Here is a 24676-nt window from a genome sequence, read left to right on the forward strand (position 1 = left end):
GGGCTCGTCAGAGCGTATGAACTCCCGCCCCGTCGCTCAGCCGAGGACGGCGGCCGAACGGTCGGCCACGCGTCCACGGATGAAGAACGCCAGCATGAGCCCGACGGCGATGACCACGAAGTTGCCGAGGCCGGCGAGGCCGCCCAGCGCGCTCCCCGAGGGGTAGGTGGCGAGGAGAAAGATGCTGGGGTCAGTGGTGGCGTGCAGAAGCACGGGCCAGATCAGATTGCCCGTGACGCGCAGCGCCAGGTACATGAGGAGCCCGAAGAAGAAGGTGTAGACGAGCTGCAGGAGTGTCGGGATGAGCGCCTGGCCGCTGAGCAGGTTCACCGAATGCAAGAGCGCGAAGATCCCCGCAGAGACGAGTGCGACGACGATCTCGCGGTGGCCCGCCTTGCGCATGATGTTCACGACGAGCCCGCGCGTGAGCACCTCCTCGGCGAAACCGATGAGAAGTCCGATGACGATCCACACGGCGACGGTCACGAATCCGGCCGTGTCGTAGTCGATCGAGGCGAAGCGCAGGATGTTGAAGAGCAGAACCGCGCCCACAGCGATCCACATCCACCTGCCGCCCCGGATCGGCTGCGGACCGAAGAGCTCTCTGAACCACCCGAGCGACGCGGTGAAAGCAACCAGCAGCAATCCACCGATGGCGATCGACACGAGGAAACCGAGCAACAGGTACCTGGGGCTGCCCTCCTCGCCCAGATCTCCCCCGATGATCGCGCCGAGCAGCAGCGAGGCGCCCTCGTACAACGCGATGTACGCGATACCGAGGATGAGCGCCTTCCACCACGCTCCACGCTCCCAGAAGCGCTTCCATGGTCCTGCAGAAGTGATCTCAGCCATCGGGTCCCCCGGGTTCGGGCGACCCGAGGATGAGTCGCACTGCCACTTTAGCGATCGGGTGCACACCGCAGAGGCAGGATCGCGCGAGCGCGGGGAACGTCTCGTGGCAGACGAAACCGGCCCCAGCTGCGCGAAGCGCGGCATGGGCCGGTTGTGCGGGAAGCGTGTTCTACTTCGCAGCAGCCTTCGTCGTGGTCTTCTTCGCGGCAGGCTTCGTCGCGGATGCGGCCTTGCCGGTGGCGGTTTCGTCTGCGTCGGCCGCAGCAGCCTTGACGGGAGCCTTCTTCGCGGGTGCGGGCTTCGCCGCGGCAGCGGGCGCAGCATCCGCCGCGGGACGCGGACGTGCGGCGAACTCCTCGAAGACGTAGCGAGGGTTCTGCACGGTCTGCAGGTTCACCAGGTCACGGCCCAGCCACAGGTTGTTCCACCAGTCCCACAGCACGCGCCACTTGCGCTCCCACGTGGGCATAGCGAGCCCGTGGTAGCCGCGGTGCGCGATCCACGCCACGAAGCCCTTGAGCGCGAGATTGCCCGACTGGAACACGCCGTTGTAGAGGCCGAGGCCGGCGACCGCACCCAGGTTCTTGTGGAAGTAGTCCTTCGTCTCCTCGCCGCGCAGGACGGCAGTGAGGTTCTTCGCGAGCAGCTTCGCCTGACGCACCGCGTGCTGAGCGTTCGGCACGCAGTAACCGCCGACTCCACCGCCGGAGAGGTCGGGGACGGCCGAGACGTCACCGGCGGCCCATGCGCCTTCGACGAACTCCTCCGCCGTGCCGACGCGCAGGTCTGCGCGGGTCTGGATGCGTCCGCGCTCCTCCACGGGGAGGTCGCCGCCGCGCACCACCGTCGGGTTGGCCATGACACCGGCTGTCCAGACGATCAGGTCGGTCGGGATGACCTCGCCGGTGGAGATGGCGACGTTTCCGTCGACTGCTCCCTGCACCTGCGTGTCTAGGTGCACGTTGGCCCCGCGCTTGGCGAGGTCCTTCAGCACCCATTCGCTCGTCTTCAGCGAGACCTCGGGCATGATGCGCCCCATGGCCTCGATGAGGTGGAAGTGGGTGTCCTCGAAGCGCAGCTGCGGATACTTCGACAGCAGCGACGAGGCGAGCGAACGAAGTTCGGCGAACACCTCGATACCGGCGAAGCCACCGCCGACGACGACGGTGGTGAGCAGGCGGTCGCGTTCGGGACCGGCCGGCAGCGCAGCAGCCTTGTCGAAGTTCGACATCAGCTTGTCGCGCACTGCGACGGCCTCTTCGATCGTCTTCAGGCCGATCGCGTTGTCGGCGATCCCCGGAATCGGGAACGTGCGCGAGACCGCACCAGCGGTGACCACGATCTGGTCGTACGCGAACTCGTAGGGGTCACCGACCGGAGGAGTGATGGTCGCGACCTTGTTCGCGTGGTCGATGCCCGTCACCTTCGCGGTGAGGACATGGGTCCGCTTCAGGTGGCGACGGTGCGCGACGACCGCGTGACGTGCTTCGATCGAGCCGGCCGCGACCTCTGGAAGGAACGGCTGGTACGTCATGTACGGCAGCGGATCGACCATGGTCACATCGGCTTCGTTCTTACGGAGGTGCTTCTCGAGCTTCCAAGCCGTATAGAAGCCCGCGTAGCCGCCACCGACGATCAGAATCTTGGGCACAGTGCTGTTCTCAGGCACAGAGGGACAACTCCTAGTCAGGGTGCTGGCGTGCTTTGCTTGCGCGCCGATCGGATGCGCCGGGCAGCAGCGGTGACGCCTAGCGCGATAAGAATACCAGGGACGGTGAGTGCGATGAGCGGCAGCGTGCCGTATCGCAGTGAATCGGCGCTCGGAAGCAGCGGAGAACCCGGTTCGGTCGGCGGATCCGCCGCAGGCAGCGGGGCGATCTCGACCGGCGTGACCTCGGGCTCGGGAGCCGGCTCCGCGTCGGCACGACGATAAAGACGCACCCACTCCGCGAGATCCCCCATGGGGTTCTCATCGACGAGGGGCACGGATGCTGCGATCGCCGCAGACGCGTCCAGAAGCCCGTACCCGTACTGCGGGTCGGGCGTCTCCGTCACTCCCGGCACCGGCAGCGCCGTCTGGATGATCCGGTTGATCACGTTCGCGGCATCCAGATCGGGGTGCGCCGCGCGGATCAGTGCAGCGACTCCCGCGACGATGGGTGACGCGCCGCTCGTGCCGCGCCACTGGATCACCTCGCCGTCGGCGGAGACGCCGCGCAGTCCTTCGCTGGGTGCCGAGATGCCGATCGTGATCCCCTGCGTCGATGCCTCGATGCTGGCCGTGCCCGTCTGATCCACGCCGCCGACCGTGAGCACCCCGGGGATGGTGGCCGGCGCTCCGATGACATCGGTGCCGCTGCCCCGGTTGCCTGCGGCGACCACGACGACGACGTCGTGCTCGAAGGCATAGAGGAAGGCATCGTCCCAGCTCTTGTCCCAATCGAGGGTGTTCGTCGTGAAGGACATGTTGATGATGTCGGCGCCGTGGTCGACCGACCATCGGATGGCCTCCGGCACCTGCTCGACGAACGGCACCGCCGCTGCGGCACCGAATCCGACGGAGACGGAGAGCAGCTCCGCCTCCGGCGCCACGCCGATCATTCCGGTGCCGTCTGCCTTGCCGCGACCGGCAGCGAGCGACGCGACCCAGGAGCCGTGATCGCTGTCGATGGCGCCCACGGGGGTTCGCCCGTCTGGAGTGCCGCTGCCCGAGACGTCGGTGCCATCGACGACGGCATCGCCGAACACCGAGGGCACCTTGCCGATGCCGGTGTCGATGATCGCGATCGTCACTCCTTCACCGCGCGTGGTCTTCCACGCCTCGCGGATGCCTGCCCCGTCCAGCCAGTACTCCGACGCCCGTACCGGATCGCTCGGATTGTCCGGAACGGGCCCTGGAGTCGGCGTCGGGGTCGGAGTCGCCGTCGCGCCGGTGAGCAGAACGGATGCCGCCACCGCCGCGAGTGCGACGGTGCTGCGCAGCATCGTCTTCACCTTCATGCGGTCGCAGCTCCGGGGACTTCGCACTGGCACCGCTCGGGAGACCAGGAGGAACGTGCGAGTGCGACATCTCCGATCGGATTGACGCCGGGACCGGCCGCGAGCGCATGACCGGCCAGGGCATGCAGGCACTTGACCCGCGTGGGCATGCCGCCTGCTGAGATGCCGGCGATCTCTGCGACGTCACCGAACTGCGCGCGGTCGGCGATATAGGCCTCATGCGCTGCCGAGTACGACGCCGCGACATCCGCGTCCTCCAGCAGCGCTGCGAGCTCTGGCATCACCTGGGTGGCCTCGAGCGTCGACATCGCCGCAGTCGCCGCGGGATGGGTCAGATAGTAGAAGGTCGGGAACGGTGAGCCGTCCGGCAGACGCGGGCTCGTGGCCACCACAGTGGGGTTTCCGCACACGCACCGCGCCGCGACACCGACCACGCCGCGTGCAGGACGACCCAGCTGCGCGGATACGACGTCGATCTCGGCAGGTGTGGGCGGAGCGAAGGGCGGAGTCGGCACCTGCCCAGCCTACGGGAGGAGAGCCTGAGCGATCCCTCAGTGACCGCCCATTGGCGGGTCTGTCATTCGCCGGACGTGGCGTTCTGAGCGAGCCCTGCCCCCGCGATCGTGCGCAGAAGCTGCGGCATCCAATCGGCGGGTGTCTTCTCGAGCTCGTCGCTCACCGGCGTCTGCTCCTGTGGCAGGGACGCGGGGTCGAGGTCGTTGTCCACGAGGTAGACGACCTCGCCCGGCTTGACGTAGTAGAGACGCTCGCGTGCCTGGGTGGTGATGTAGGCCGGGTCCTCCCAGCGCTCCTGCTCCTGCTCGAGCGCCTCGATCTCTTCCGCGCTCACCTTCACCGATGCCTCGAGAGCAGCGATCTTCTGCCGCTGATCGATGTACGTGCCGAGCGTCGGCACCAGCACCCAGGCGCCGAGCACGACGAGGGAGAGCATGATGACCATGAATCCGGACAGACGGATGCCGGACGCCCACTCGCGTACGTCGACCTCACGGGCTGCCGTCCGGGATGTTCGGGACGAGCGCGGTTTCGCCGCACTCGGGACGGGCCGCGCGTTCGGACGGGATACGGAAGGGGGAGTCGGACGTCTCGCCATGACTCCCCCTTCCGTGATTCCGTCTCAGTCGCGCTCAGCCCTCAGGCGATCAGCCCTGCAGACGCGGGAACGCCGAGCGACCCGCGAACACCGCGGCGTCGCCGAGCTCCTCTTCGATGCGCAGAAGCTGATTGTACTTCGCGACGCGCTCGCTGCGAGCAGGCGCACCAGCCTTGATCTGACCGGAGTTCGTCGCCACCACGAGGTCGGCGATCGTCGTGTCCTCGGTCTCTCCTGAGCGGTGCGAGAGCATCGCGGTGTACCCCGAGCGGTGGGCGAGACTGACGGCATCGAACGTCTCGGTCAGCGTGCCGATCTGGTTGACCTTCACGAGCAGCGAGTTCGCGACGCCGCGCTTGATCCCGTCGGCCAGGCGGGCCGGGTTGGTGACGAACAGGTCGTCGCCGACGAGCTGCAGCTTCGAGCCCAGCGCGTCGGTGAGACCCTTCCAGCCGTCCCAGTCGTCCTCGGCGAGGCCGTCCTCGATCGTGATGATCGGGAAGTCGTTCACGAGGCCCACGTAGTACTCGGTGAGTGCTGCGGCGTCCCAGTCCTTGTTGTCGAGGCGGTAGACGCCGTCGTTGTAGAACTCGGTGGCTGCAGCATCCAGGCCGAGGGCGATGTCGGTGCCGGGGGTGAATCCGGCCTTCTCGATCGCCTTGATGAGGAACTCGAGGCCGTCACGGTTGCTGGGCAGATCGGGGGCGAAGCCGCCCTCGTCGCCGAGTCCGGTGGCGAAGCCCGCCGCCTTCAACTCGCCCTTGAGCACGTGGTAGGTCTCCACGCCCCAGCGCAGCGCCTCGCTGTAGGTCTCCGCGCCGATCGGGGCGAGGAAGAACTCCTGCATGTCGATGCCGTTGTCGGCGTGCGAGCCGCCGTTGATGACGTTGAACAGCGGGACGGGCAGAACGTGCGCGTTCGAACCGCCGAGGTAGCGGAACAGCGGGAGGTCGGCGCTGTCGGCTGCGGCCTTCGCGACGGCCAGGCTGACGCCGAGGATGGCGTTGGCGCCGGTGCGCTGCTTGTTCTCTGTACCGTCGGTCTCGTTGAGGATCTCGTCGACGATGCGCTGCTCGCTCGCCTCGACGCCCTCCAGTGCCGGGCCGAGCTCGTCGATGATGGCGTCGACGGCCTTCAGCACGCCCTTGCCGCCGTAACGGCTCTTGTCGCCGTCGCGCAGTTCATATGCCTCGAACGCGCCGGTGGATGCGCCGGAGGGGACGGCTGCACGCTGGACGATTCCGTCGTCGAGGAGCACCTCCACCTCGACGGTCGGGTTGCCGCGTGAATCCAGAATCTCGCGTGCGCCTACAGCCTCGATGAGTGCCACGTATGTGCTCCTTGCTCAGGGAAAGGGTTTGTGGTGGAGCGTCGTCGATCCACCGTCAGTCTAGTGCGCGGCATCCGTCGTTCACATGCGGGTCAGTCCTGGAGGGCGAGCTGCGCTGAGCGCACGTCCGTGATGATGATGTCCGCCATTCCGGAGCGCAGCACGGCGCTGACCGCGCGTTCTTTGCCCTCGCCACCGCCGATCGCGACCTTCAGGCCGATGTCACGCAGCTGCTCCTCCGCGATGCCGACGAATCGGCCCTCCAGCCCGGGTACCGTGCGACCGGTCTCATCGAGCAAAGATGTTCCGTACTCGGCGATGACCCCCTTCTCCGCGAAGCCGTCCAGCTCCCCCGTCTCGGTGAGGTGCTGCGCCAGCAGTGAGGCGCTCGGCCATCCGCCGATGGTGAGGAACGCCTTCTTCACGTGGTCGAAACGGGCGAGCGTGTGCTGTATCACCGGATGCTTGAGGATCGCGCGGGCCTCGGGCTCGATCAGGATCGGCGCGTAGAGCGGATAGGTCGCGCCGCCGGCTGCGCGGCCGACGTTGGAGATCACCTCGACGCCGTCTTCGAGTCGGGGCAGTCCGATGCCGGTGAGCTGCACGACGTCGGCGCAGGGAAGCTGTGCGATCGCACGAGAAGCGAGCACGAGGGTCCGCCCAGGCGTGAAGCCCACGACATCGTCCTCCTCGATGGTCTCGACGATGACGCGAGCCGTGACCGCGGCGATCGCCTCGCGCACCTTCAGCTCGTTGGTCGAATAGGTCGCCACGACGAGCGCGGACTGCAGACCGAACCGCTGTGCGAGCCGCGCTGAGAGCTCCACATCGACAGGGTCTGCGACCGTCGCGCGCACTTCGACCAGGCCGAGTTCGCGTGCCCTGCGCACCATGCGCGCGGTCGCGAATCGGGAGCGTCCGATCTCGTCGGCGATGTCGTTGACGGCGCGCCCGTGCGCGAGGTTCTGCAGCGCGACATAGACGTGGAGTACCTGCTGATCCAGGGGCAGCAATTTGCTCATAAGTGCACTCTACGACGACTTATGAGCGTTTCACCATAGCCTGGTGACGTTGTCGGCACCACGTCGGCCACGACAGGAACGGATGCTGCATGAATCGCCTCACCACTCTCGCTGCCGCTTTGAAGCGGGGAGAACCGATCCTGATCGGTGGCGCGCTGTTCGATATGGACGGCACGATCGTCGATTCGATCGCCGCCGTCGAGAGCGCCTGGCGGATCTGGGCAGCCGAGCACGGCGTCCCCGTCCCGTCTTCGACCATGCACGGCAAGACCGCGGGGGCCGTCGTCCTTGCATCCGGGCTCTCCGGCTCCGCACATGAACGGGCAGTGGCACGGCTCGCAGAGATCGAGGCGCGACCCGGGCAGAAGCTCACCTCGCTCCCCGGGGCGCAGCGGCTGCTCGCTGCCCTGCCCGACGGGCGCTGGGGCGTCGTGACCTCTGCGGCGCGAGATGTGGCCGTGGCCCGACTCGGAGCCACCGAGCTCACCGCTCCGGCGTTCAGAGTGACCGGCGACGACGTCACGCAGAGCAAACCAGCGGCAGAGCCGTTCCTGCTCGGCATCCAGCAGCTCGCCCAGCGGGGGCACGTCGGCGTCGTGATCGCGTTCGAGGACACCGTGGCCGGTGCGACCTCGGCCACGGCCGCCGGATGCCTGGTGATCGGCATACTCGGCACCGACACGCGCGAACAGTTGGAGGAATGCGCTCACGTCGTCGTGGACACCCTGGAGGCCGTCCGCATCGAAAGCACGGGCGATCGACTGCTCGTGCGACTCGACTGAAGGTTCGTCATGCTCATCGAGCTGTACTCGGCGACCACCCTCACTGAGATCGCATTGCTGGCCGTCGCCTTCGTTCTCTCGGCGATCATCGGCGTCGAGCGTCAACGCAAGCTGAAGAGCGCCGGCTTGCGCACGCACACTCTGGTCGGACTCGGCTCTGCAGTCTTCACACTCGTCTCGGCGTACGGCTTCAGCAACGTCGTCGGCGCTGAAGTGATCCTCGATCCGTCGCGCATCGCCGCGCAGATAGTCTCCGGCATCGGATTCCTCGGCGCCGGCGTGATCTTCGTGCGACGGGGCGCGGTCAGCGGCCTGACGACTGCGGCGTCGATCTGGGTGACCGCCGCGATCGGCATGGCATGCGGTGCAGGTATGCCGATCATCGCCGTAGCGGCCACGGCGCTGCATCTGCTGACGGTCGGCGTGCTCACGTTCGTCGGAAGGCTCATCAGCCCCGACATTCCCCATCCCGTCCTCACGATCCGTTACCGCCGCGGTAACAACGTCCTGAGGCAGGTGCTGGAGATGTCGGCTCGTCAGGGATACCACTCGGCGCTGGAGGAGGCGAGCAGCGACGACGAGTCGAAGCTGCGTGAACTGACGCTCCGCTTCACCGGCGACCTCTCCGAGTTCCCTGCGTTGGTCGGTCAGCTCTCCGAGATCGACGGGGTCGAATCAGTGATCTCCGGCACGGACGACGACGACTGACTCGATGCGAATGGGGTGGGAGCCGCCCGGCGCCCACCCCATTCATCGACCTCAACGCGCGGTCGCACCCTCCTCAGCGAGCACCTGGTCGCGCCATGCGATGGCCTGCGCCGGATCATCCGACGTGGCGCCGTCGACGCCCAGGCGGAGTGCCTCGCGCATCTGCTCGATCGTTCGCATCGGCCACACGTGCACCTCGATGTCGCGCGCATGAAGCTGCTCGACGAGTTCGCGTGTGAGTCCGGCGAATCCGCTCGCGAAGCGCGTGACCTTCGCGTGATCGAGGAGCGCCCAGAGTCCGCCCTCGTACTCCTGCGCCTTGACCAACTCGGTGACGATGATCTGTCGACCGATGTGCGGCATCGCCTCAGCGGCGTGACGCACGGCATCCGCATCGAATCCCGTGAGCACCGTGCGCGCAGCATCCTCAGGGCGTTCTTCGAAGAATCGGGCGAGATGAGGCACGACGGCCGGATCCTTGATCTCGAGCTGGATGAACGTGCGCGTCGCGTCATACATCTCTGCGAGCGTCACCACTCCCCTGCCCGAATCGAGCGTGGCCCGCTGCAATTGCGCGAGCGTGAGCTCTGCCGCCGGCCCGAGGCCCCGTGCCGAGTCATCGCCGGCCGTGCGGTCCAGCGTCGCATCATGCAGCAGAAACAGCTGCTCGTCCTTGCTGAGGCGCACGTCGAGCTCGATCTCGTCGACGCCGATCTCCTCGGCGAGCGCGTATGACGCCAGGCTGTTCTCCGGCAGATGGGCCATCGCACCGCGATGTCCGACGACGAGCAGGCTCATCATGCACCCACCTTCGCGTCGTACTTCGCGCGGACCTTCTCGAGTGCGGGCTCGAGGTTTGCCTGCACCGTCTTGAGCGTCTTCTCCGCGTCGGCGTTCCCGGAGTAGACCGCCTGGATCGCTCCCTTCATCTCCGGCACAGCCTCCGGCACGAACTTGCGCACGACGTCCGGGCCCTGAGCGATCTCCAACTGATCGATCGCGACCTGATAGTTCGGGTTCTCATCCGCCTTGGCCTTGACCTTCGCCGACTCCAACGCCGCCTTCGTGGTGGGCATGTAGCCGGTGCCGAGCGTCCATTCGATCGCCGCATCGCCCGAGGAGAGGAACTTCAGCACCTCCCAGGCCGCCTTCTTCCGGTCGTCCGAGGCGTAGCCGAGAATCGACAACCCTCCCCCGCCCGTGGGAACGCCGGTACCGTCCTCCTTGGGGAGGAAGCCGCAACCGAACTCGAACTCGGCCGATGCCGCGATGCCGGTCAGAGCCCCCGTCGACTCGGTGATCGACGCGGTCGCGCCGGCGATGAAGTCGCCACCGGGGTCCGCCGAGAGGTATCCGGACTTGTCGTCGTGGATGAACGCGCGGTCGAACTCCAGGGCGTTGACCGTCCCCTCCGATGTGAACCTCATGTCCAGCCCGTCCGAGTAGCCCCCGCCGAACGCCCACGACGAGCCCTGGAAGTACCAGTCGTCGTTTCCGGTGTACCCGCGCATCGCCACCTTCGTCCCGTTGCGCGAGTATCCGGCCAGTGCCTTGCCCCACTCCCGGTACTCGGAGTACGTCTTGGGGGAACGGTCGGGCAGCCCCACCTCCGCGAAGATGTCGCGGTTGAAGTAGAACAGCGGTGTCGAGCGCCCGAACGGCACCCACCAGATCTTGTCCTTGAGCGTGCCCTCCTTGAGGAACTGCTCGTGGAAGGAATCCGTCCCGAACGAGTCGTCGAAATAGCCGGAGAGCGGCTCGAGGGCGTCGTTGAGATAGAAGCGGTTCCAGACGATGTCGCTCATCACCGACAGATCCGGCACCTGCTTGGCCTGAAGACTCGCCGCGAGCTTCGATTCGACCTTGTCGTAGCCCTCGAAGATCTGCACCTCGCAGAAGATCGCTTCCTGCGACTCGTTGAAGGCGTCGATGTTCGCCTGAAGGATCTCGGCGTTGTGCGCGGTGAACGGACTCCACATCACGACGCGCTGACGATCCTTGTACTGCTTGGGCGTGTCACCGCTGGGCTGACCGTACACGGTTCCGCCGCCGCCGCCGGTGAAGCACCCTGCCAGCAGGGGCGCGCTCGCCGCGAGCAGGCCTCCGGCGAGAACTTGACGCCGAGTGACGTTGAGAGAGGCGAGTCCGCTGCGCGGCGCAGGCTGCCGATCGAACAGGTGCATGATTCTCCTTATGTGGGGGGTGGGGAAGGTTGCAGGCGTGGGGCGTCAGCGGCCGCTTCCGGCTGCTGCGCCCGTGAGACCGGTGACGATGAAGCGCTGGGCGAAGAGGAAGACCACGAGCATGGGCAGCACGACCACGAGCGTGCCCGACATCAGCACGCCCCACGAGGTGAGGCCGTCATTCGCCTTCAGATACATGAGGCCGATCGGGAGAGTGCGCATATTGACCGAGTTGGTGATGATGAGCGGCCACACGAAGTTGTTCCACTCATCGATCACCGCGATCAGTCCGACCGTGGCCACGGCCGGGATCGACATCGGAAGTGCGAAGGAGAACAGTTTTCTCAGGTGTCCTGCTCCGTCGACTTCCGCGGCCTCGAACACCTCCTTCGGCAGCGACAGGAAGTGCTGGCGCAGCAGGAAGGTTCCGAATGCGGATGCCACGCCGGGCAGGATCAACCCTGCGTAGGTATTGATCAGCCCCATGTTCCCGATGGTGATGTAGTTCACCAGCAGCGTGACGTGTCCGGGAACCATCAGGGCGCCGAGCATCACGAGGAACAGCACATTCTTGCCGGGGAAGGGCAGATACGCGAATGCGTACGCCGTGAACACCGCGAGCACGATCTTCGCGGTCGCACCGATGACCGTGACGACCACCGAGTTCGTGATGAAGGCGTCGAACGGCGCGAGCTCCCACGCGGCGACGAGGTTGTCCCAGGTGAACTGGGTGGGCAGCCACTTCATAGGCCAGGTGTAGATCTCGCCGTTGGTCTTGAAGGCCGTCGTGACGAGGATGTAGAGCGGGAGGACGAAGGCCAGCCCCGCGGCGATCAGCAGCAGGTACCCCCACCACGTTCGCGCCAGATTCGCCTTCCTACGATGCCGCCTGCGATCACGGGTCGTCATGGCGTCCGCAGGCAGGGTGTCGTCCTTGGCCGGCTGGTCCCGAAGCGCAGTCATGATCGCGGCCATCAGTAGTGCACCTTCTTCTCGATGAACTTGAATTGCAGTGCAGTGATGACCATGAGGATCACGAACATGACTGTTCCCGCTGCTGCCGAGTACCCGACGTTCGAGCGTTGGAACGCCTGGTCGTAGATGAACCAGCTGAGCGTCGTGGTCGCGGATGCCGGGCCGCCGCCCGTCATCACAGCGATGATGTCGAACGCCTGGAACGCGCTGATCGTCTGGGTGATGACCAGGAAGAACGTCGTCGGCGAGAGCAGGGGCAGCGTGATCCTGCAGAACGTCTGCCACCGGTTCGCCCCGTCGATACGCGCGGCCTCGAGGACTTCGGACGGGAGCCCCTGCATGGCGGCGAGGTAGACGATCGCGACGAAGCCGACGCCCTTCCAGATCGACACGATGAGCAGCGCAGCCAGCGCCCAGTTCGCATCCGTCGTCCAGGCCGGTGAGTCCAGCCCGAACATGTTGAAGGCGACTCTGGCGAGGCCGTAGTTCTGATCGAAGATGAACAGCCACACCGCAGCGATCGCGGCGCCGGAGATCACGTGAGGTGCGAAGACGATGCCTGTCACCGCCGTCGTGCCCGGCAGCTTCATGGAGAACAACGCGGCCAGGCCGAGGCCGAGCACCAGACTGACCCCGACCACCACCACGACCCACACGACGGTGATCCACAGCACGTGCTGGAAGGACTCCGAGGCGAACAGTGCCGTGTAGTTCGAGAAGCCGACGAAGAACGGCTCCGGTGATATGAAGTCCCAGCTGGTGAGGCTGAGATAGAGGTTCTCGATGATCGGCCAATAGGCGAACACCGCGATCAGAGCGAGGTTGGGGAATGCGAACAGCGCGAAGAGGGCGTACCCACGGCGCCGACGGCGCCGGATGGCGGGCGAACTCCGCTTCGAAGACACGCGAAGCGGCGCCTCGGGAGGCGTGACGGTTGCGGAGGACATCAGCGAGTCGGGATGCCGTTGGGGTAGACGACCGCTTTCAGCGAATCGGGTACGTCTGCGGCCAGAGTGAGCGCTGCCTCGGCGTCGGCGAGCTCGAAACGGTGCGTGACGAGTGATTCCACATCGACTCGTCCGCTCGCCACGAACGCGATGGCGGTCGGCCAGGTATGCGCATAGCGATTCACGAGGGAGATCGAGATCTCCTTGACGTTCAGTCGTGACAATGCCAGTGCGACGTCCTGCTTCGGCAGCCCCACCATCGCCGCCCTCCCGCCATTGCGCAGGCGCCAGAGTCCTGCAGCGAGGGCTCCGGGCGCACCGGAGCACTCGAGGAGAACATCGGCGTCCTCATGACCTGGACCCTCCGGCAGAGCTCCTGCCTTCTCGGTGCGGAAGCCGAGCTTCTCGGCGACGCTGAGACGGAAGTCGGAGATGTCGGAGACGACGACGTCGGCTGCGCCTTCGGCGCGCGCGACCTGAGCTGCGAGGATCCCGACCGGACCGGCCCCGGTCACACGCACGCGATCGCCGGGGAGGAGCCCGGCGCGCCGGCACGCCCAGAGGCCGACGGAGAGCGGCTCGCACAGCGCCGCGGCCTCGAAAGACATCGAGTCGGGGATCGCGAACAGATTGCGCGCATCGATCGCGAGGTTCTGCACGAGCGCGCCGTCATACGGCGGCGTGGCGAGGAAGATGAAGTCCGGGCACAGGTGATACCTGCCGGCGAGGCACTCCTCGCAGTTGCGGCACGGCGTGCCGGGTTCGATGGCGACACGGTCGCCGGTCGCGACATTCGTCACGCCGTCACCGGTCGCGACGACCGTTCCGGATGCCTCGTGACCGAGGATGATCGGTCCCGTCACCTTCCAGTCACCGATGTAGCCGACCCGGTAGTACGCCGTGTCCGAGCCGCAGATGCCCACGGCTTCGACTCTGACGATCGCTTGACCGGGAAGCGGATCAGGAAGCGGCACCTCCTGCAGCTCGATCGCTCCGAGCGTGGGCATGACCGCCGCGAGATTCGCCATCGTTGGTGTCCTTCCGTCAGGCGCTGATGCGCCCGTTCGATCAGAAGTCACGCTAACCGGATGACGTGCACGAGAAACCGCGCTGCTCAAAGGAGCGCTCCTTGATCACATAGGAGCGAATATTCACGTCCGATGAAGCGTCAGTACACCTGTCGTTCAGACGACGACGGCAAGGGCGACGCCATCCCAGCCCTTGAGACCGACGGTCTGCAGCGCCGTCGCATCGAAGCGGGGATCCTCCCCCAGCATCCGCAGCGCATCTCGGGTGCCGATCACACGCGGGTCGGTGGTGTCGTCTCGGACGATCTCCCCTTCCCGCCCGATGTTGTCGAGAACGATCACCGTGCCTGCACGGCCGAGCTGAGCCGCCCAGTCGAGATAGATCGTGTTCGACTCCTTGTCGGCGTCGATGAAGACGAGGTCGAACGGCTCGGAGCCCTCGAGCGTCGGCAGCACATCCGCGCCACGACCGATGCGGATCGCCACGCGCTCGCCCACTCCCGCAGCGTCGATGCTGGCGCGAGCGATCGCCGCGTTGCCCGGCTCCGCCTCGATCGTCGTCACCGTGCCGTCCTCGCCGACTGCCCTCGCGAGCCAGATCGTGGAGTAGCCGCCCAGAGTGCCGATCTCGAGCACTCTGCGCGCGCCGCACATCCGCGTGACGAGGTTCAGGAGCTTGCCGCTGACCGGGGCCACCTCGATGTCCGGCAGCCCGGCGGCGCGCTGCGCGGCGAGCGCGGCCTCCAGCGCGGAGTCGTGCCCCACGAGGGTCTCGGCGAGGTATTCATCGGTGCGGCGCCAGTTGTCGGCGTTCGATTCAGCCATGGCTCCACCCAACTCCCCCGCTCCGGTGGCGTCAATAGCCGGATGCCGCGCGGTGAGGCGTCACCGCGCGTCGACCTCGCGTCGAGGTGCCGACAGCATCCGCCCCACGGCGCCCTCGAGTTCGGGCTGCCTGCGGAACTGACCGGTGGCGATCAGCACCGTCACGACGAGTGCGCAGGTGATCCAGCCCGCGGCACCCAGGATTCCGGCGAGCGCAGGGTCGATGGTCGTCCCCGCCGCGTGGAACCAGATGATCATCCCGCCTGCGGCGTTCATCGCACCGTGCGCGAACACTGCCGGCCACAGCGACGCCGACCGCAAGCGCAGCCACCCGAGCAGCACACCCCACGCGACGCACCCTGCCGTCATCAGGAGCAGCCCCGTGATGTCCGTCCGGCCGAAGTTGTATCCCAGCAGGATCACTGGCGCGTGCCACAGCCCCCAGACCGCACCGCTGACGAGCAGAGCCGGCCAGGTGCCGTACTGACGCAGGGCGGGCACGAGGAACCCCCGCCAACCGAGCTCCTCGCCGAACGCGAGCACAGCGTTGATCGTGGCGGCGGCGATCGGGAGCAGCGCCAGCTGCGACAGGATCACGACGATCACGGGCGGAGCGGGCACCCCGACGGGAAGAGACGCCTCGAGCTGCGCTGCGAACCCCGAGAAATGGACGAGGTCCACCGACACCCACCCGAGCAGCGCGGCGACGACGACGCTGAGCGCCACGAGCAGTATGGGTCCGAACAGACCGAGCACCGTCATCCAGATCACGCGCTTCGCCGGACGCAGCGGCCATATACCGAGCAAGCGCAACCGCTCACCCGCGGGCACCGGCCTCATCACGAGCATCACGATCACGACGGCGAGCGCGGGCGTGAACATCATCACGGAGATCAGCACCGACGAGAGCGGATGCGCGAGACCGCGATCGACCCACATCGGCAGGGCTACGAGCCACGCCAGCGCGCAGGCGAGCAGCACGAACGCGATCGTGGCGGAGGGTCGGATGCGAGTCATGAGCGGGCCTCTTTCATGGCGGTGGTGAGAACGGATGCCGCGGTACGGGCATCATCGATCGTGACGACGAACACGCGCCCGCTGCTGCGTGTGACCTGCAGTGCCTCACCGGTGCGCAGCACGATGCCCATGCGTCCGTCGACGGCGATGCGCAGTCCCCATCCGCCGAACTCCGCCATCGGATCGACCTGCACGACCTGGATGTCGGTGATCTCCGAGGCGGCGACGTTCCACCGCGGCCAGCCGATGATGGAACGCACCCGCAGACCCGCCGCATTGACGCGCACGCGGAAGACGAGGGTCACCGCGATGAGTGCGACGAGCAGCAGCGTGACGATCGCGAGGATCCACCAGGAGCCGTCGCCGATCATGAACACCCAGACCGTGGTGGCGCAGAGGATGAGCACAGACGCCACAAGGCTGATGATGCCGGGCCTCCCCATCGCCGCCGTCCCGAACCAGGCGACCCTCTCGCCCGGCGCGAGCCGCAGATCAGGCGAAGCCGCATCGGAGGCCTGCGTCGTCGACCTGATCACATTCGGTTGCACGAACCAGCCGATGAGCCCGAGCACGAGCAGAGCCCCGAACCCGAGCGCCAGCACTGCGCCGATGTTCAGCCCGGTGCTGATCGATTCGCGCTGCATCGCCACGGAACCGACGAAGACGACGCAGAGCAGCGCCGACGTGCCCGCCGAGATCGCGGCGAGCAACCGGCACGTGACGCCCCAGGAACTCTTCATCAGCGTCAGGATCGGCAGCGTCAACAGCAGAGGGATCCCCAGTCCGAGCACGACCTGGACCCAGACGTACAGCACGGGGCTGGAGTAGCCGTTGGGGCCTTCCGGACCCCAATGAGTGACGATGGTCTCAGGAAGGTCGGGCAACCAGGCGACGATGAACCCCGCGGCGATCGCCGTCTGCACGACCGGAAGCACGAGTCCGACGAGGAGGAACGCGCGACGAGCGCGACGGATGTCTTGAGTGATGGCGGCGGTGTTCATGATTCGATCTCCGTGACGAGGGCGGCGAGGGTGGCGGGTGAGATCCCGAGGGAGGAGGCTCGGCGCACGAGCGCGACGACCTCGTCGGCCAGCTCGGCGAGCGGCGCGGCCGAAGCGGACACGACCGCTCCTCTCCCACGGCGCAGATCTATCAGCGCTTCGTCGCGCAGCTGCTGGTACGCGCGCAGCACGGTGTGCAGATTGATATCCAGGGCGTCCGCCACTTCTCGCGCCGACGGCAGCCGATCACCGGGGACGAGGCGCCCGGCGAGGATGTCGCCGCGCACCGAGGACGCGACCTGTTCGAATAACGGCCTCGAACTCTCCGCATCAATTCTGATCAGCACATCCGACCCTCTCGTTCAATTAGCCTAATTCTAGTTGAAATAGAATAATTGTCGCAACCCTCCATGACTCTTCGTCCGACGCAGCAGGCTGGACGACACTGGCGTCATGCGCATCACTCCCCGTCGCCTCGCCACCGGCATGAGCCTGTGGGCTCCGAATCTGTTCAGCGGCATCCGCATCCGTCGTTTCAGCGAGGACTGGACGCACGCCACCGTCGAGCTGCACGTGAACGTCATCACCCGCAACTACGTCAAGACGGCGTTCGGCGGTTCGATGTCGGCAATGACCGACCCGTACTTCTTCATGCTCGTGATGCATCAGCTCGGGCGCGACTACGTCGTCTGGGACACCCGCGGGCAGATCGAGTTCGTGAAGCCGGGCCGCGGCGTTCTGACGGCGGAGTTCCACGTCTCTCCGGAGAAGGTGGCCGAACTCCGCGAACGCGCCGCGGGCGGCGCGAAGGTCCTCGAGTGGTTCGAGACCGTGATCACCGACCGTGACGGCGACGTCGTCGCGAAGGTGCGCCGTGAGGTCTACATCCGCGAGAAGAAGCGCGTCACGGCGGCTCGCCAGGCCTGAACCCCATCCGTTCACCATCGCGTGTCACGATGACCGTGTGGAACTCGCACGTCGCCTGACGCTCACCGATGCCGTCGCCATCGGCCTGGGATCGATGATCGGTGCAGGTGTGTTCTCCGCGTGGGGACCCGCGATCGACGTCGCAGGCTCGGGGCTGCTCGCAGCTCTCGCGATCGCCGCGGTCGTCGCGTTCTGCAATGCGACCTCGTCCGCGCAGCTCGCGGCGGTGCATCCCGTCTCGGGTGGCACCTACGCCTACGCCAGGGCGGAGATCGGCCCGTGGTGGGGTTTCGTCGCCGGCTGGTGCTTCGTGATCGGCAAGATCGCCAGCTGCGCCGCCATGGCGTTGACGTTCGCCGCATACGCCGCACCAGAGGGCTGGCAGGTGCCGGTGGCGATCATCGCGGTCGCCGCCCTCGCCACGGTGAACTGCTTCGGTGTGACACGGACAGCGGCGCTCACCCGCATCCTCGTGATCGTCTCGCTGATCGGCCTGGCCGTGGTGGTCGCCGGCGGTTTCGCCGCATCGCCAACCGCAGCTCCCGCTCCCCTCCCCGACCTCACCGCCTACGGCGTGCTGCAGGGCGCGGGCCTCCTGTTCTTCGCGTTCGCCGGCTACGCACGGATCGCCACGATGGGCGAAGAGGTCGTCGATCCCGCGCGCACCATCCCGCGCGCGATCGCGATCGCGCTGTCCGGTGCGGTCGTCGTCTACGCGTTGATCGCCGTGGTCGTGATGCTCACCCTCGGGGCGGATGCCGGTTCCACGTCCGCGCCGCTCGCCGCTGTGGTCGATGCCGCCGGTTGGACGGCGCTCGTCCCTGTCGTGCGCGTGGCCGCGGCGGCGGCATCCCTCGGCGCGTTGCTGGCGCTGATCACCGGAATCGGCCGCACGACTCTCGCGATGGCCAGGGAATCCGACCTGCCGCGCTTCCTCGCGGCCGTCCATCCGCGGTGGCAGGTGCCGCAGCGCGCCGAGATCGCGATCGCCCTGATCGTGATCGTCATCGTGCTGTTCGCCGACCTGCGCAACGCGATCGGATTCTCCTCGTTCGGAGTGCTGCTGTACTACCTGATCGCGAACGCCTCGGCATTCCGGCAGACGGGAGCGGCCCGGCGCTACCCGCGTGCGCTGCAGGTGATCGGCGTGCTCGGCTGCCTGGTCCTCGTCAACACGTTGCCGATCCTCGCATCGTTGATCGGCACGGGAGTCGTGCTCATCGGGGTGGCGTATCGGATGCTGCGGCTGCGCTCTCTGCGTCGCTGAGTGACACGCGTGCGCGCACTCAGGACGAGCGGTAAGCACTCGGCGCCATACCCAGCACCGCGCGGAAGTCGTTCGTGAGATGCGAGTGATCGGCATATCCGAGGTCAGCGGCGAGCGTTGACAGGTCGATGTCCGGCTGTTCCCGCACCCGCTGGGCTGCCTCTTGCAGCCGTCGACGTCGGATCATCGCTGAGGGCGGCAGGCCCACGTGCCGGTGCGCGAGGCGTTGCAGCGTCCGCAACGACATCGACAGGCGCGCCGCTGCGTCCTCGGCGCTGGTGATCGCGGCATCCGCCATCAGCAATCTCGCCATCTCGTTCGCCTGATGAGCAGCCGGTGCGACCTGGCCGATCTGCTCGACGAGCCAGTCGGCGAACACCTGCGCCGCGCGCTCGCGATGCGGGCCATCACCGGTCTCCATCGCCTGCGTCACCGCGGCGAGCAGATCGGGAGCTTCGAACGTCGTCGAGTCGTCACGGAGCGCCGACGGATCGTCGACGAGGGCTGCCACGGACGCCGGCTTCAGCAGCGCTCCCACGGCCCATCCTCGGCCCACCAGATCGCGATGCGTCGCCACAGTGGAGGCGCCGACGAGCTCGACGCCGCCCGGCTCCACGACGAGATTGAGTGCAGGATAGGCGACGACATGCTGGCGCGATGTGCGACCCGGTTCGATGCTCCACTCAGGGATCCAGAACCATTCGACGAGTTCTGCGGCTTCTGCCGGCGGCGGGAGCCGGTGGAATTCCGGCATCCGCGCCGGATACAGAATCCCCCGCCGAGCGTCGATCATGCTCTGACCGTAGTCGCAGCATCCGACAACGTGTCGTGAATCTCCAAGCGCCGTCCCTGGCATGCTTCGTAGCGTGAAAGCATGAACATCACATCAGGCCTCACAGGCGCTCACACCACGAACGGCCGTCCGAACAACGCGAGTTCCCTCACCCCGTTCCTCGCGATCCCCGGGGCAGCCGGCGCGATCGAGTTCTACCGCGATGTCTTCGGTGCGACGGTCATCGACGTCACAGAGATGGGCGGAGTCGTCGTCCATGCGGATCTCGACTTCGGGTTCGGTCTGCTCCAGCTCGGCGAGCCCAGCCCGGACTACCACCTCGTACCTCCGCCTGCGGGTGAAGGCGACTGCTATTCGCTCGGGCTGTACGTATCCGACGTCGACGCGGTGTGCGAGCGCGCGGAGGCTGCGGGAGCGACCGTGAGGGAGGCGCCGTCCGATTTCGTCTCGGGCGACCGCTTCGCAAGCATCCGCGATCCCTTCGGCGTGCGCTGGTCGCTGATGAGCCGCGTCGAGGACCTCAGTCCCGAAGAGAGCGCCAGGCGCGTCGAGGAGTGGGCGGCCTCATTCAGTGCGGAGCAGTCTGCGGGGTGAGTTCCGCTCCGGCGACGAGTGCCGTGACCACCGCCGGCAGCAGCGCGTCGGCAGTGGCACGATACCCAGCGGCGCTGGGGTGGAACCGATCGAGGCTGAACATCTCCTCCGGCTGCTCGTGGAAGGTCGGGCCCAGCACCTGTCGCAGATCGACGGGTACGGCGCCGGTGCGCCACGCGACCTTGGTCTGCTCCAGCGCGAGGCGGCGCGACATCCTCGACAGCAGAGCCCGCAGCGGTTGCGGCACCGGCTGGAGCGTGCCGAGATCGGGGCAGGTGCCGACGACGACGGCTGTGCCCGCAGCCTTGAGCCGGAGTATCGCCTGCTCCAGCCGTTCGCCCGCCGCAGACGGCGAGATCGTATGGGTGACGTCGTTGCCGCCCACCACGATCACCGCGACGTCGGCACGGTACCCCTCGGGGAGGGCGTCGAGCTGACCGGAGAGCGCGGACGATTCCGAGCCGACGACCGCGCCCGTACGCAGCCGCACGGGCGACTGCATCCGCTTCGCCAGCCCTTTCGCGATGCGCCCGCCCAGTGTCTGCTTGCGATGCTCCGCGCCGAGGCCCGCCGCCAGCGAATCACCCAGCAGCAGCAGTTCGATCGGTCGACCGTCGAGTGCGCGTTTCCACACCCGGTCGGCGACCAGGGACTGCTCGCCGAGCGGCTTGCCTATGCGCCGCCGCGCGACAGCGGCCTGGTGGACGAGCAACGACCGTCCGCCCAGCACGATCGCGGATGCCACCGCCGTCGCCACGGCGATCGCGGTGCGCACCCCTGCCATGTCACCATCACACCGCGCGGGAATGAACGCGGTGTGAACGTACGCACACCTGTCAGGTGAAATCACGGATGTCAGTGGAAAATGCCCGGTTTCGGCTGACATCCGTGATCCGGACTGACAGGTGTGCAGCGGGCGGCACTGTGCAGCGGCAGCACTGTGCAGCGGCGGCTCGTTCGATGCGCTCAGGACAGCGGCTTGAGCTCCAGTGATCCGACCTCGGTGCCGGCGGAGACCGTCGCGAAGGCGGTGTAGCCGTCGGCGGCCGACCGCTCGAGCAGCGCCTTGAAGTTCTTGACCCTGCGCTCCAGGCGCACGCGCGAGCCCGAACGGACCAGCGCAGCCTTGTGCGCGACGAGCTCGGCCACCGGCACGTCGGCATCATGCACGAGCACGACGGCCTGCGTATCGGCATCCGCTCCGAGCTCGACCAGATCGACCAGCCGCTCGAAGCCTAGCGAGAACCCGACCGCAGGCACCTGCTGGCCGAGGAAGCGTCCGATCATGCCGTCGTAACGGCCGCCACCGCCCAGCGAGTACGGCACCGAGGGGTGCGCCAGTTCGAAGATCGTGCCGGTGTAGTAGCCCATGCCGCGCACCAGGAACGGGTCGAACACGAGCGGGATGTCGCCCTCGATCCCCCGTCCTGCCGCGACGGCCTCGCCGATCCCGACGAGGTGGTCGACGATCTCGTCCGGAGCGTTCTCCGGGAGGGCCTTGCGGATCTGGCGTTCGCCGAACGGGTGGAACTCCATGGTCTGCGGGCGACGCAGGAACGTCTCGAACGCGTCGACGGCGGATGCTGTGGCATCCCGATCCCGGAGTTCCTTGACGATCCCGTCGGGACCGATCTTGTCGAGCTTGTCGATCGTGATGAGCACGCCAGGACGCTCGTCGGCTGTGAAGCCGAAGGCATCCAGCATCCAGTCGAGCACTCGCCGGTCGTTGATGCGCACGCTCGCGCCGTCGAGGCCGAGTGCGTCCACGGCATCCAGCGAAGCGACCATCAGTTCGGCTTCGGCGCGCGAGGAGTCGTCGCCCATGATGTCGATGTCGCACTGCACGAACTGCCGGTAGCGACCCTTCTGCGGGCGCTCGGCACGCCACACGGGACCGATCTGGATCGCACGGAAGACCCCCGGCAGCTGCCCGCGGTTGCTCGCGAAGAAACGTGCGAGCGGCACGGTGAGGTCGTACCGGAGGCCGAGGTCGCTCAGCGCGGCGGGGTCGTCGGCACCTTCACGGACAGCATCGGCGTCCATCCCGCGGCGCAGCACGTTGTAGGCGAGCTTCTCGTTGTCGCCGCCCATGCCGGAATGCAGACGCGAGTACTCCTCCAGCGCCGGCGTCTCGATCTCGTCGAACCCGTGCGCCAGGTAGCGCTCGCGGATCACGGAGAGCACACGCTCACGGCGGGCCTTGTCGGCGGGGAGGATGTCGCGCATGCCGCGCGGCGCGTTCACAGTAGCCACGAGTACATCTTTCCAGGTCTTGCAGGTTTCCAGATCGGCACACTCACCCATCGCCGCTCCACGGCGCACGGATGGGAAAACCCAGACCGCCTGGCGTCACCTCAGCCGGCTTCGGCCTCACGCACGTCGTCTTCGAGCAGGCGCAGGCGCTCGCGCAGCGCACGCTCGGCATCCCAGCCGTTCTCCCGGGCCGTGGCCGCGAGCATCAGCAGCAGATCGCCGAGCTCCTCCTCGGATTCCGGCGCAGCCCCGACCTCGGCGGCGTCGTGAGCGGCGAGCGCGACATCGTCACCGGCTCCGACCCGCGCGGCGCGGCCGAGCACTTTCTGCGCGAGCGCGAGCGCCGGCATCCCGTGCGGTACGCCGTCGAGAACGCTGGTGCGCGAGCGCTTCTCGGCGGCCTTCGCGGCGTTCCAGTGCACCAGCACCTCTTCGGGCGTGCTCGCGACCGCGTCGGCGAAGACATGCGGATGCCGCCTCACCATCTTCTCCGTCAGCGTCTGCGCCACATCGTCGATGTCGAACGGGTCATCCGGATCCTGCGCGGCGATCGCCGCATGGAACAGCACCTGCCAGAGCAGGTCGCCCAGTTCTTCACGGAGGTCGGCGCGCGTGCCGTCCTCGACGGCGTCGATGAGCTCGTGCGATTCCTCGATCAGGTACGGCACGAGGTCGCGATGCGTGATCTGCTGCGACCACGGGCACTTCTTGCGCACGGCGCGCATGGTCTCGGCGGCGGTGCGCAGCGGATCAGGATTCTCGGTCATGGTGCTTCCTCGTCGAAATGGTCACGAGACGGTCGTCGTGGAGCGGCGGTACCACGCGGCACGCCATGAGACGACGACGCCCGACAGCACCAGGGCGATCAACGAGCCCACCAGTACGCCGAGGATCGCCTGATCGCGCACGGCAGGATCATCCGCGAAGGCGAGGTTCGCCAGCAGCAGCGACACTGTGAAGCCGATGCCGCCGAGCGCGCCGGCGGCGAGCAGATCGGTGATCGTCAGGGCAGGGGCCTTGTCCTTCGATCCGATCCTCATGGCGAGCCATCCGAAGACCGTGATGCCGATGATCTTGCCCACCGGCAGGGCGATCGCGATGCCGAAGAACGCGGGCGAGAGCTCGGACGGCGACACCGCGGGGATTACGACGAAGGCGGCGGCGAACGCGAAGATCGGCAGGATCGCGCCGTTGACCCACGGCTCGAGCGCATGCCGCGTCGGCATCGCCGGGGACTGCGCGATGGCCAGCCCCAGCAGCACGCCCGCGATCGTGGCGTGGATGCCGGACGAGATCATGAGGCCCCAGACGAGGACGCCCACGATCACCATCGCGACGACGACCAGCCATGAGTGCCTGGTCGGCAGCGTCCGTGACAGTGCGCCGAACACGACGACACCGACGATGGCCAGCAGCAGGTACAGCCAGTTCAGGTCGTGGGCGAAGAGCACCGCGATGAAGATGATGCCAATGATGTCGTCGAGTATCGCCAGGGCGAGCAGGAAGACCCGCACCGCAGAGGGCAGCCCCTTGCCGAAAACAGCGAGCACACCGAGCGCGAAGGCGATGTCCGTCGCCGTCGGGATCGGCCAGCCAGAGGAGGTCTGCTCGCCACCGGCGACGATCAGATAGATGATGATCGGCACGAGCACGCCGCCGGCAGCGGCGATCGAGGGCTGCAGAGCCTTTCGGAATGAGTTCAACTCGCCGCGGGTGAGTTCGTACTGCAGCTCCATCGCGACCACGAAGAAGAAGATCGCGAGCAGGCCGTCCGAGATCCAGTGCGCGACCGAGAGGTCGATCGACGTGCCGGGCACCGCGATGTGGAACCCCAGCACCGCGTCGATCGGACCGAACGCCGGCGTGTTCGCGAGCACGAGTCCGAGCGCCGCCGCGAGAAGAAGGAGCACTGCGGGGAACTGCTGCGTGCGAAGAAGATTTCGGGAGTCGGCCATCGGAGCAATGCTATCCGCCGCCTCGGCTTCACCGGATGTCACGTGGTCATGACCGCCTCCTGCACGGCTATAACCTCGAATGGTGACTCCTGAGCCCACCAAC

Annotated in this window: 26 protein-coding genes; 5 read left to right on the forward strand and 21 right to left on the reverse strand. The window is 67.0% G+C overall.

The annotated features are described in order from the left end of the window. Positions 1-36: 36 nt before the first annotated feature. The 7 genes from ACNPNP_RS05760 to ACNPNP_RS05790 all read right to left on the reverse strand — a co-directional run bounded on the left by ACNPNP_RS05760 (position 37) and on the right by ACNPNP_RS05790 (position 7318). Positions 37-852 carry a CPBP family intramembrane glutamic endopeptidase gene (locus tag ACNPNP_RS05760; RefSeq protein ID WP_448965095.1) on the reverse strand — a complete coding sequence of 272 codons (816 nt, stop codon included), beginning with the start codon at positions 850-852 and terminating at the stop codon, positions 37-39. Between the two features lie 169 nt (positions 853-1021). Further along, positions 1022-2503, reverse strand: a complete 1482-nt coding sequence (locus ACNPNP_RS05765) for an NAD(P)/FAD-dependent oxidoreductase (protein ID WP_448965096.1) — start codon at positions 2501-2503, stop codon at positions 1022-1024. Between the two features lie 35 nt (positions 2504-2538). Beyond that, the gene (locus tag ACNPNP_RS05770; RefSeq protein ID WP_448965097.1) at positions 2539-3852 is read right to left on the reverse strand and encodes a S8 family serine peptidase; all 1314 of its coding nucleotides are present in this window, start codon (positions 3850-3852) and stop codon (positions 2539-2541) included. Continuing rightward, the gene (locus ACNPNP_RS05775) at positions 3849-4367 is read right to left on the reverse strand and encodes a DUF501 domain-containing protein (RefSeq protein ID WP_448965098.1); all 519 of its coding nucleotides are present in this window, start codon (positions 4365-4367) and stop codon (positions 3849-3851) included. Before ACNPNP_RS05775 ends, ACNPNP_RS05770 begins: the two co-directional genes overlap by 4 nt. Before the next feature lie 62 nt (positions 4368-4429). Continuing rightward, positions 4430-4966 (reverse strand): FtsB family cell division protein, encoded by a 537-nt coding sequence (locus tag ACNPNP_RS05780; protein WP_448965099.1) that lies wholly within the window; start codon positions 4964-4966, stop codon positions 4430-4432. 49 nt (positions 4967-5015) lie between these two features. Beyond that, on the reverse strand, positions 5016-6296 hold the full coding sequence (gene eno / locus ACNPNP_RS05785) for a phosphopyruvate hydratase (RefSeq protein WP_448965100.1): 1281 nt from the start codon (positions 6294-6296) through the stop codon (positions 5016-5018). A 92-nt stretch (positions 6297-6388) separates the two neighbouring features. Further along, complete coding sequence (locus ACNPNP_RS05790; RefSeq protein WP_448965101.1) at positions 6389-7318, reverse strand: sugar-binding transcriptional regulator; 930 nt, start codon at positions 7316-7318, stop codon at positions 6389-6391. 89 nt (positions 7319-7407) lie between these two features. Between ACNPNP_RS05790 and ACNPNP_RS05795 the strand changes: the two genes are divergently transcribed. Both ACNPNP_RS05795 and ACNPNP_RS05800 read left to right on the forward strand, forming a co-directional pair. Next, positions 7408-8100 (forward strand): HAD family hydrolase, encoded by a 693-nt coding sequence (locus tag ACNPNP_RS05795; RefSeq protein ID WP_448965102.1) that lies wholly within the window; start codon positions 7408-7410, stop codon positions 8098-8100. A 9-nt stretch (positions 8101-8109) separates the two neighbouring features. After that, on the forward strand, positions 8110-8808 hold the full coding sequence (locus ACNPNP_RS05800; protein ID WP_448965103.1) for an MgtC/SapB family protein: 699 nt from the start codon (positions 8110-8112) through the stop codon (positions 8806-8808). Positions 8809-8859: 51 nt separating this feature from the next. On the opposite strand, the gene ACNPNP_RS05805 is transcribed toward ACNPNP_RS05800, so the two are convergent. The 9 genes from ACNPNP_RS05805 to ACNPNP_RS05845 all read right to left on the reverse strand — a co-directional run bounded on the left by ACNPNP_RS05805 (position 8860) and on the right by ACNPNP_RS05845 (position 17131). After that, positions 8860-9609 (reverse strand): glycerophosphodiester phosphodiesterase, encoded by a 750-nt coding sequence (locus tag ACNPNP_RS05805; RefSeq protein WP_448965104.1) that lies wholly within the window; start codon positions 9607-9609, stop codon positions 8860-8862. Beyond that, positions 9606-10991: an ABC transporter substrate-binding protein gene (locus tag ACNPNP_RS05810; protein ID WP_448965105.1), complete on the reverse strand. Its 1386-nt coding sequence runs from the start codon at positions 10989-10991 to the stop codon at positions 9606-9608. The genes ACNPNP_RS05805 and ACNPNP_RS05810 overlap by 4 nt, the downstream gene beginning before the upstream one ends. Before the next feature lie 45 nt (positions 10992-11036). Next, complete coding sequence (locus ACNPNP_RS05815; protein WP_448965106.1) at positions 11037-11966, reverse strand: carbohydrate ABC transporter permease; 930 nt, start codon at positions 11964-11966, stop codon at positions 11037-11039. Next, a complete protein-coding gene (locus ACNPNP_RS05820) occupies positions 11966-12871 on the reverse strand; it encodes a carbohydrate ABC transporter permease (protein ID WP_441896674.1) in 906 nt (301 codons plus the stop codon). The genes ACNPNP_RS05815 and ACNPNP_RS05820 overlap by 1 nt, the downstream gene beginning before the upstream one ends. A 41-nt stretch (positions 12872-12912) precedes the next feature. Next, on the reverse strand, positions 12913-13941 hold the full coding sequence (locus ACNPNP_RS05825; protein ID WP_441896676.1) for an NAD(P)-dependent alcohol dehydrogenase: 1029 nt from the start codon (positions 13939-13941) through the stop codon (positions 12913-12915). 156 nt (positions 13942-14097) lie between these two features. Further along, on the reverse strand, positions 14098-14766 hold the full coding sequence (locus tag ACNPNP_RS05830; RefSeq protein WP_448965107.1) for an O-methyltransferase: 669 nt from the start codon (positions 14764-14766) through the stop codon (positions 14098-14100). A 60-nt stretch (positions 14767-14826) separates the two neighbouring features. Beyond that, complete coding sequence (locus ACNPNP_RS05835) at positions 14827-15783, reverse strand: CPBP family intramembrane glutamic endopeptidase (RefSeq protein WP_448965108.1); 957 nt, start codon at positions 15781-15783, stop codon at positions 14827-14829. After that, on the reverse strand, positions 15780-16784 hold the full coding sequence (locus tag ACNPNP_RS05840; RefSeq protein WP_448965109.1) for an SdpI family protein: 1005 nt from the start codon (positions 16782-16784) through the stop codon (positions 15780-15782). The genes ACNPNP_RS05835 and ACNPNP_RS05840 overlap by 4 nt, the downstream gene beginning before the upstream one ends. Beyond that, entirely contained in the window at positions 16781-17131 is a 351-nt protein-coding gene (locus ACNPNP_RS05845; protein ID WP_448965110.1) for a GntR family transcriptional regulator, read from the reverse strand. Before ACNPNP_RS05845 ends, ACNPNP_RS05840 begins: the two co-directional genes overlap by 4 nt. Positions 17132-17237: 106 nt before the next feature. On the opposite strand from ACNPNP_RS05845, the gene ACNPNP_RS05850 reads away from it, so the two are divergent. Together ACNPNP_RS05850 and ACNPNP_RS05855 are read left to right on the forward strand one after the other, a co-directional pair. Then, on the forward strand, positions 17238-17711 hold the full coding sequence (locus ACNPNP_RS05850) for a DUF4442 domain-containing protein (protein WP_448965111.1): 474 nt from the start codon (positions 17238-17240) through the stop codon (positions 17709-17711). A 94-nt stretch (positions 17712-17805) separates the two neighbouring features. Continuing rightward, entirely contained in the window at positions 17806-18978 is a 1173-nt protein-coding gene (locus tag ACNPNP_RS05855; RefSeq protein WP_448965252.1) for an APC family permease, read from the forward strand. A gap of 19 nt (positions 18979-18997) precedes the next feature. Here the strand turns inward: ACNPNP_RS05855 and ACNPNP_RS05860 are convergent, their stop codons facing one another. After that, positions 18998-19771, reverse strand: a complete 774-nt coding sequence (locus ACNPNP_RS05860) for an AraC family transcriptional regulator (protein WP_448965112.1) — start codon at positions 19769-19771, stop codon at positions 18998-19000. 81 nt (positions 19772-19852) lie between these two features. Between ACNPNP_RS05860 and ACNPNP_RS05865 the strand changes: the two genes are divergently transcribed. Continuing rightward, a complete protein-coding gene (locus ACNPNP_RS05865; RefSeq protein WP_448965113.1) occupies positions 19853-20365 on the forward strand; it encodes a VOC family protein in 513 nt (170 codons plus the stop codon). On the opposite strand, the gene ACNPNP_RS05870 is transcribed toward ACNPNP_RS05865, so the two are convergent. The 4 genes from ACNPNP_RS05870 to nhaA form a co-directional block, all read right to left on the reverse strand. Continuing rightward, on the reverse strand, positions 20340-21149 hold the full coding sequence (locus tag ACNPNP_RS05870; RefSeq protein WP_448965114.1) for an SGNH/GDSL hydrolase family protein: 810 nt from the start codon (positions 21147-21149) through the stop codon (positions 20340-20342). The two genes, ACNPNP_RS05865 and ACNPNP_RS05870, sit on opposite strands and share 26 nt — an antisense overlap. 182 nt (positions 21150-21331) lie before the next feature. Then, entirely contained in the window at positions 21332-22591 is a 1260-nt protein-coding gene (locus ACNPNP_RS05875; RefSeq protein ID WP_448965253.1) for a histidine--tRNA ligase, read from the reverse strand. Positions 22592-22719: 128 nt separating this feature from the next. Then, complete coding sequence (locus ACNPNP_RS05880; RefSeq protein WP_448965115.1) at positions 22720-23385, reverse strand: nucleoside triphosphate pyrophosphohydrolase; 666 nt, start codon at positions 23383-23385, stop codon at positions 22720-22722. A gap of 21 nt (positions 23386-23406) precedes the next feature. Next, positions 23407-24573 carry a Na+/H+ antiporter NhaA gene (gene nhaA, locus ACNPNP_RS05885; protein ID WP_448965116.1) on the reverse strand — a complete coding sequence of 389 codons (1167 nt, stop codon included), beginning with the start codon at positions 24571-24573 and terminating at the stop codon, positions 23407-23409. Between the last annotated feature and the right edge of the window lie 103 nt (positions 24574-24676).

The organism is Microbacterium xerophyticum (genome assembly GCF_053543555.1).

Excerpts from the sequence above, each read along its gene's own strand:
- ACNPNP_RS05760 (WP_448965095.1), bottom strand. The coding sequence starts at position 852 with ATGGCTGAGATCACTTCTGCAGGACCATGGAAGCGCTTCTGGGAGCGT.
- ACNPNP_RS05770 (WP_448965097.1), bottom strand. The coding sequence starts at position 3,852 with ATGAAGGTGAAGACGATGCTGCGCAGCACCGTCGCACTCGCGGCGGTG.
- ACNPNP_RS05780 (WP_448965099.1), bottom strand. The coding sequence starts at position 4,966 with ATGGCGAGACGTCCGACTCCCCCTTCCGTATCCCGTCCGAACGCGCGG.
- ACNPNP_RS05790 (WP_448965101.1), bottom strand. The coding sequence starts at position 7,318 with ATGAGCAAATTGCTGCCCCTGGATCAGCAGGTACTCCACGTCTATGTC.
- ACNPNP_RS05795 (WP_448965102.1), top strand. The coding sequence starts at position 7,408 with ATGAATCGCCTCACCACTCTCGCTGCCGCTTTGAAGCGGGGAGAACCG.
- ACNPNP_RS05800 (WP_448965103.1), top strand. The coding sequence starts at position 8,110 with ATGCTCATCGAGCTGTACTCGGCGACCACCCTCACTGAGATCGCATTG.
- ACNPNP_RS05805 (WP_448965104.1), bottom strand. The coding sequence starts at position 9,609 with ATGATGAGCCTGCTCGTCGTCGGACATCGCGGTGCGATGGCCCATCTG.
- ACNPNP_RS05810 (WP_448965105.1), bottom strand. The coding sequence starts at position 10,991 with ATGCACCTGTTCGATCGGCAGCCTGCGCCGCGCAGCGGACTCGCCTCT.
- ACNPNP_RS05815 (WP_448965106.1), bottom strand. The coding sequence starts at position 11,966 with ATGGCCGCGATCATGACTGCGCTTCGGGACCAGCCGGCCAAGGACGAC.
- ACNPNP_RS05825 (WP_441896676.1), bottom strand. The coding sequence starts at position 13,941 with ATGGCGAATCTCGCGGCGGTCATGCCCACGCTCGGAGCGATCGAGCTG.
- ACNPNP_RS05830 (WP_448965107.1), bottom strand. The coding sequence starts at position 14,766 with ATGGCTGAATCGAACGCCGACAACTGGCGCCGCACCGATGAATACCTC.
- ACNPNP_RS05835 (WP_448965108.1), bottom strand. The coding sequence starts at position 15,783 with ATGACTCGCATCCGACCCTCCGCCACGATCGCGTTCGTGCTGCTCGCC.
- ACNPNP_RS05840 (WP_448965109.1), bottom strand. The coding sequence starts at position 16,784 with ATGAACACCGCCGCCATCACTCAAGACATCCGTCGCGCTCGTCGCGCG.
- ACNPNP_RS05850 (WP_448965111.1), top strand. The coding sequence starts at position 17,238 with ATGCGCATCACTCCCCGTCGCCTCGCCACCGGCATGAGCCTGTGGGCT.
- ACNPNP_RS05855 (WP_448965252.1), top strand. The coding sequence starts at position 17,806 with ATGATCGGTGCAGGTGTGTTCTCCGCGTGGGGACCCGCGATCGACGTC.
- ACNPNP_RS05860 (WP_448965112.1), bottom strand. The coding sequence starts at position 19,771 with ATGATCGACGCTCGGCGGGGGATTCTGTATCCGGCGCGGATGCCGGAA.
- ACNPNP_RS05865 (WP_448965113.1), top strand. The coding sequence starts at position 19,853 with ATGAACATCACATCAGGCCTCACAGGCGCTCACACCACGAACGGCCGT.
- ACNPNP_RS05870 (WP_448965114.1), bottom strand. The coding sequence starts at position 21,149 with ATGGCAGGGGTGCGCACCGCGATCGCCGTGGCGACGGCGGTGGCATCC.
- ACNPNP_RS05875 (WP_448965253.1), bottom strand. The coding sequence starts at position 22,591 with ATGCGCGACATCCTCCCCGCCGACAAGGCCCGCCGTGAGCGTGTGCTC.
- ACNPNP_RS05880 (WP_448965115.1), bottom strand. The coding sequence starts at position 23,385 with ATGACCGAGAATCCTGATCCGCTGCGCACCGCCGCCGAGACCATGCGC.
- nhaA (WP_448965116.1), bottom strand. The coding sequence starts at position 24,573 with ATGGCCGACTCCCGAAATCTTCTTCGCACGCAGCAGTTCCCCGCAGTG.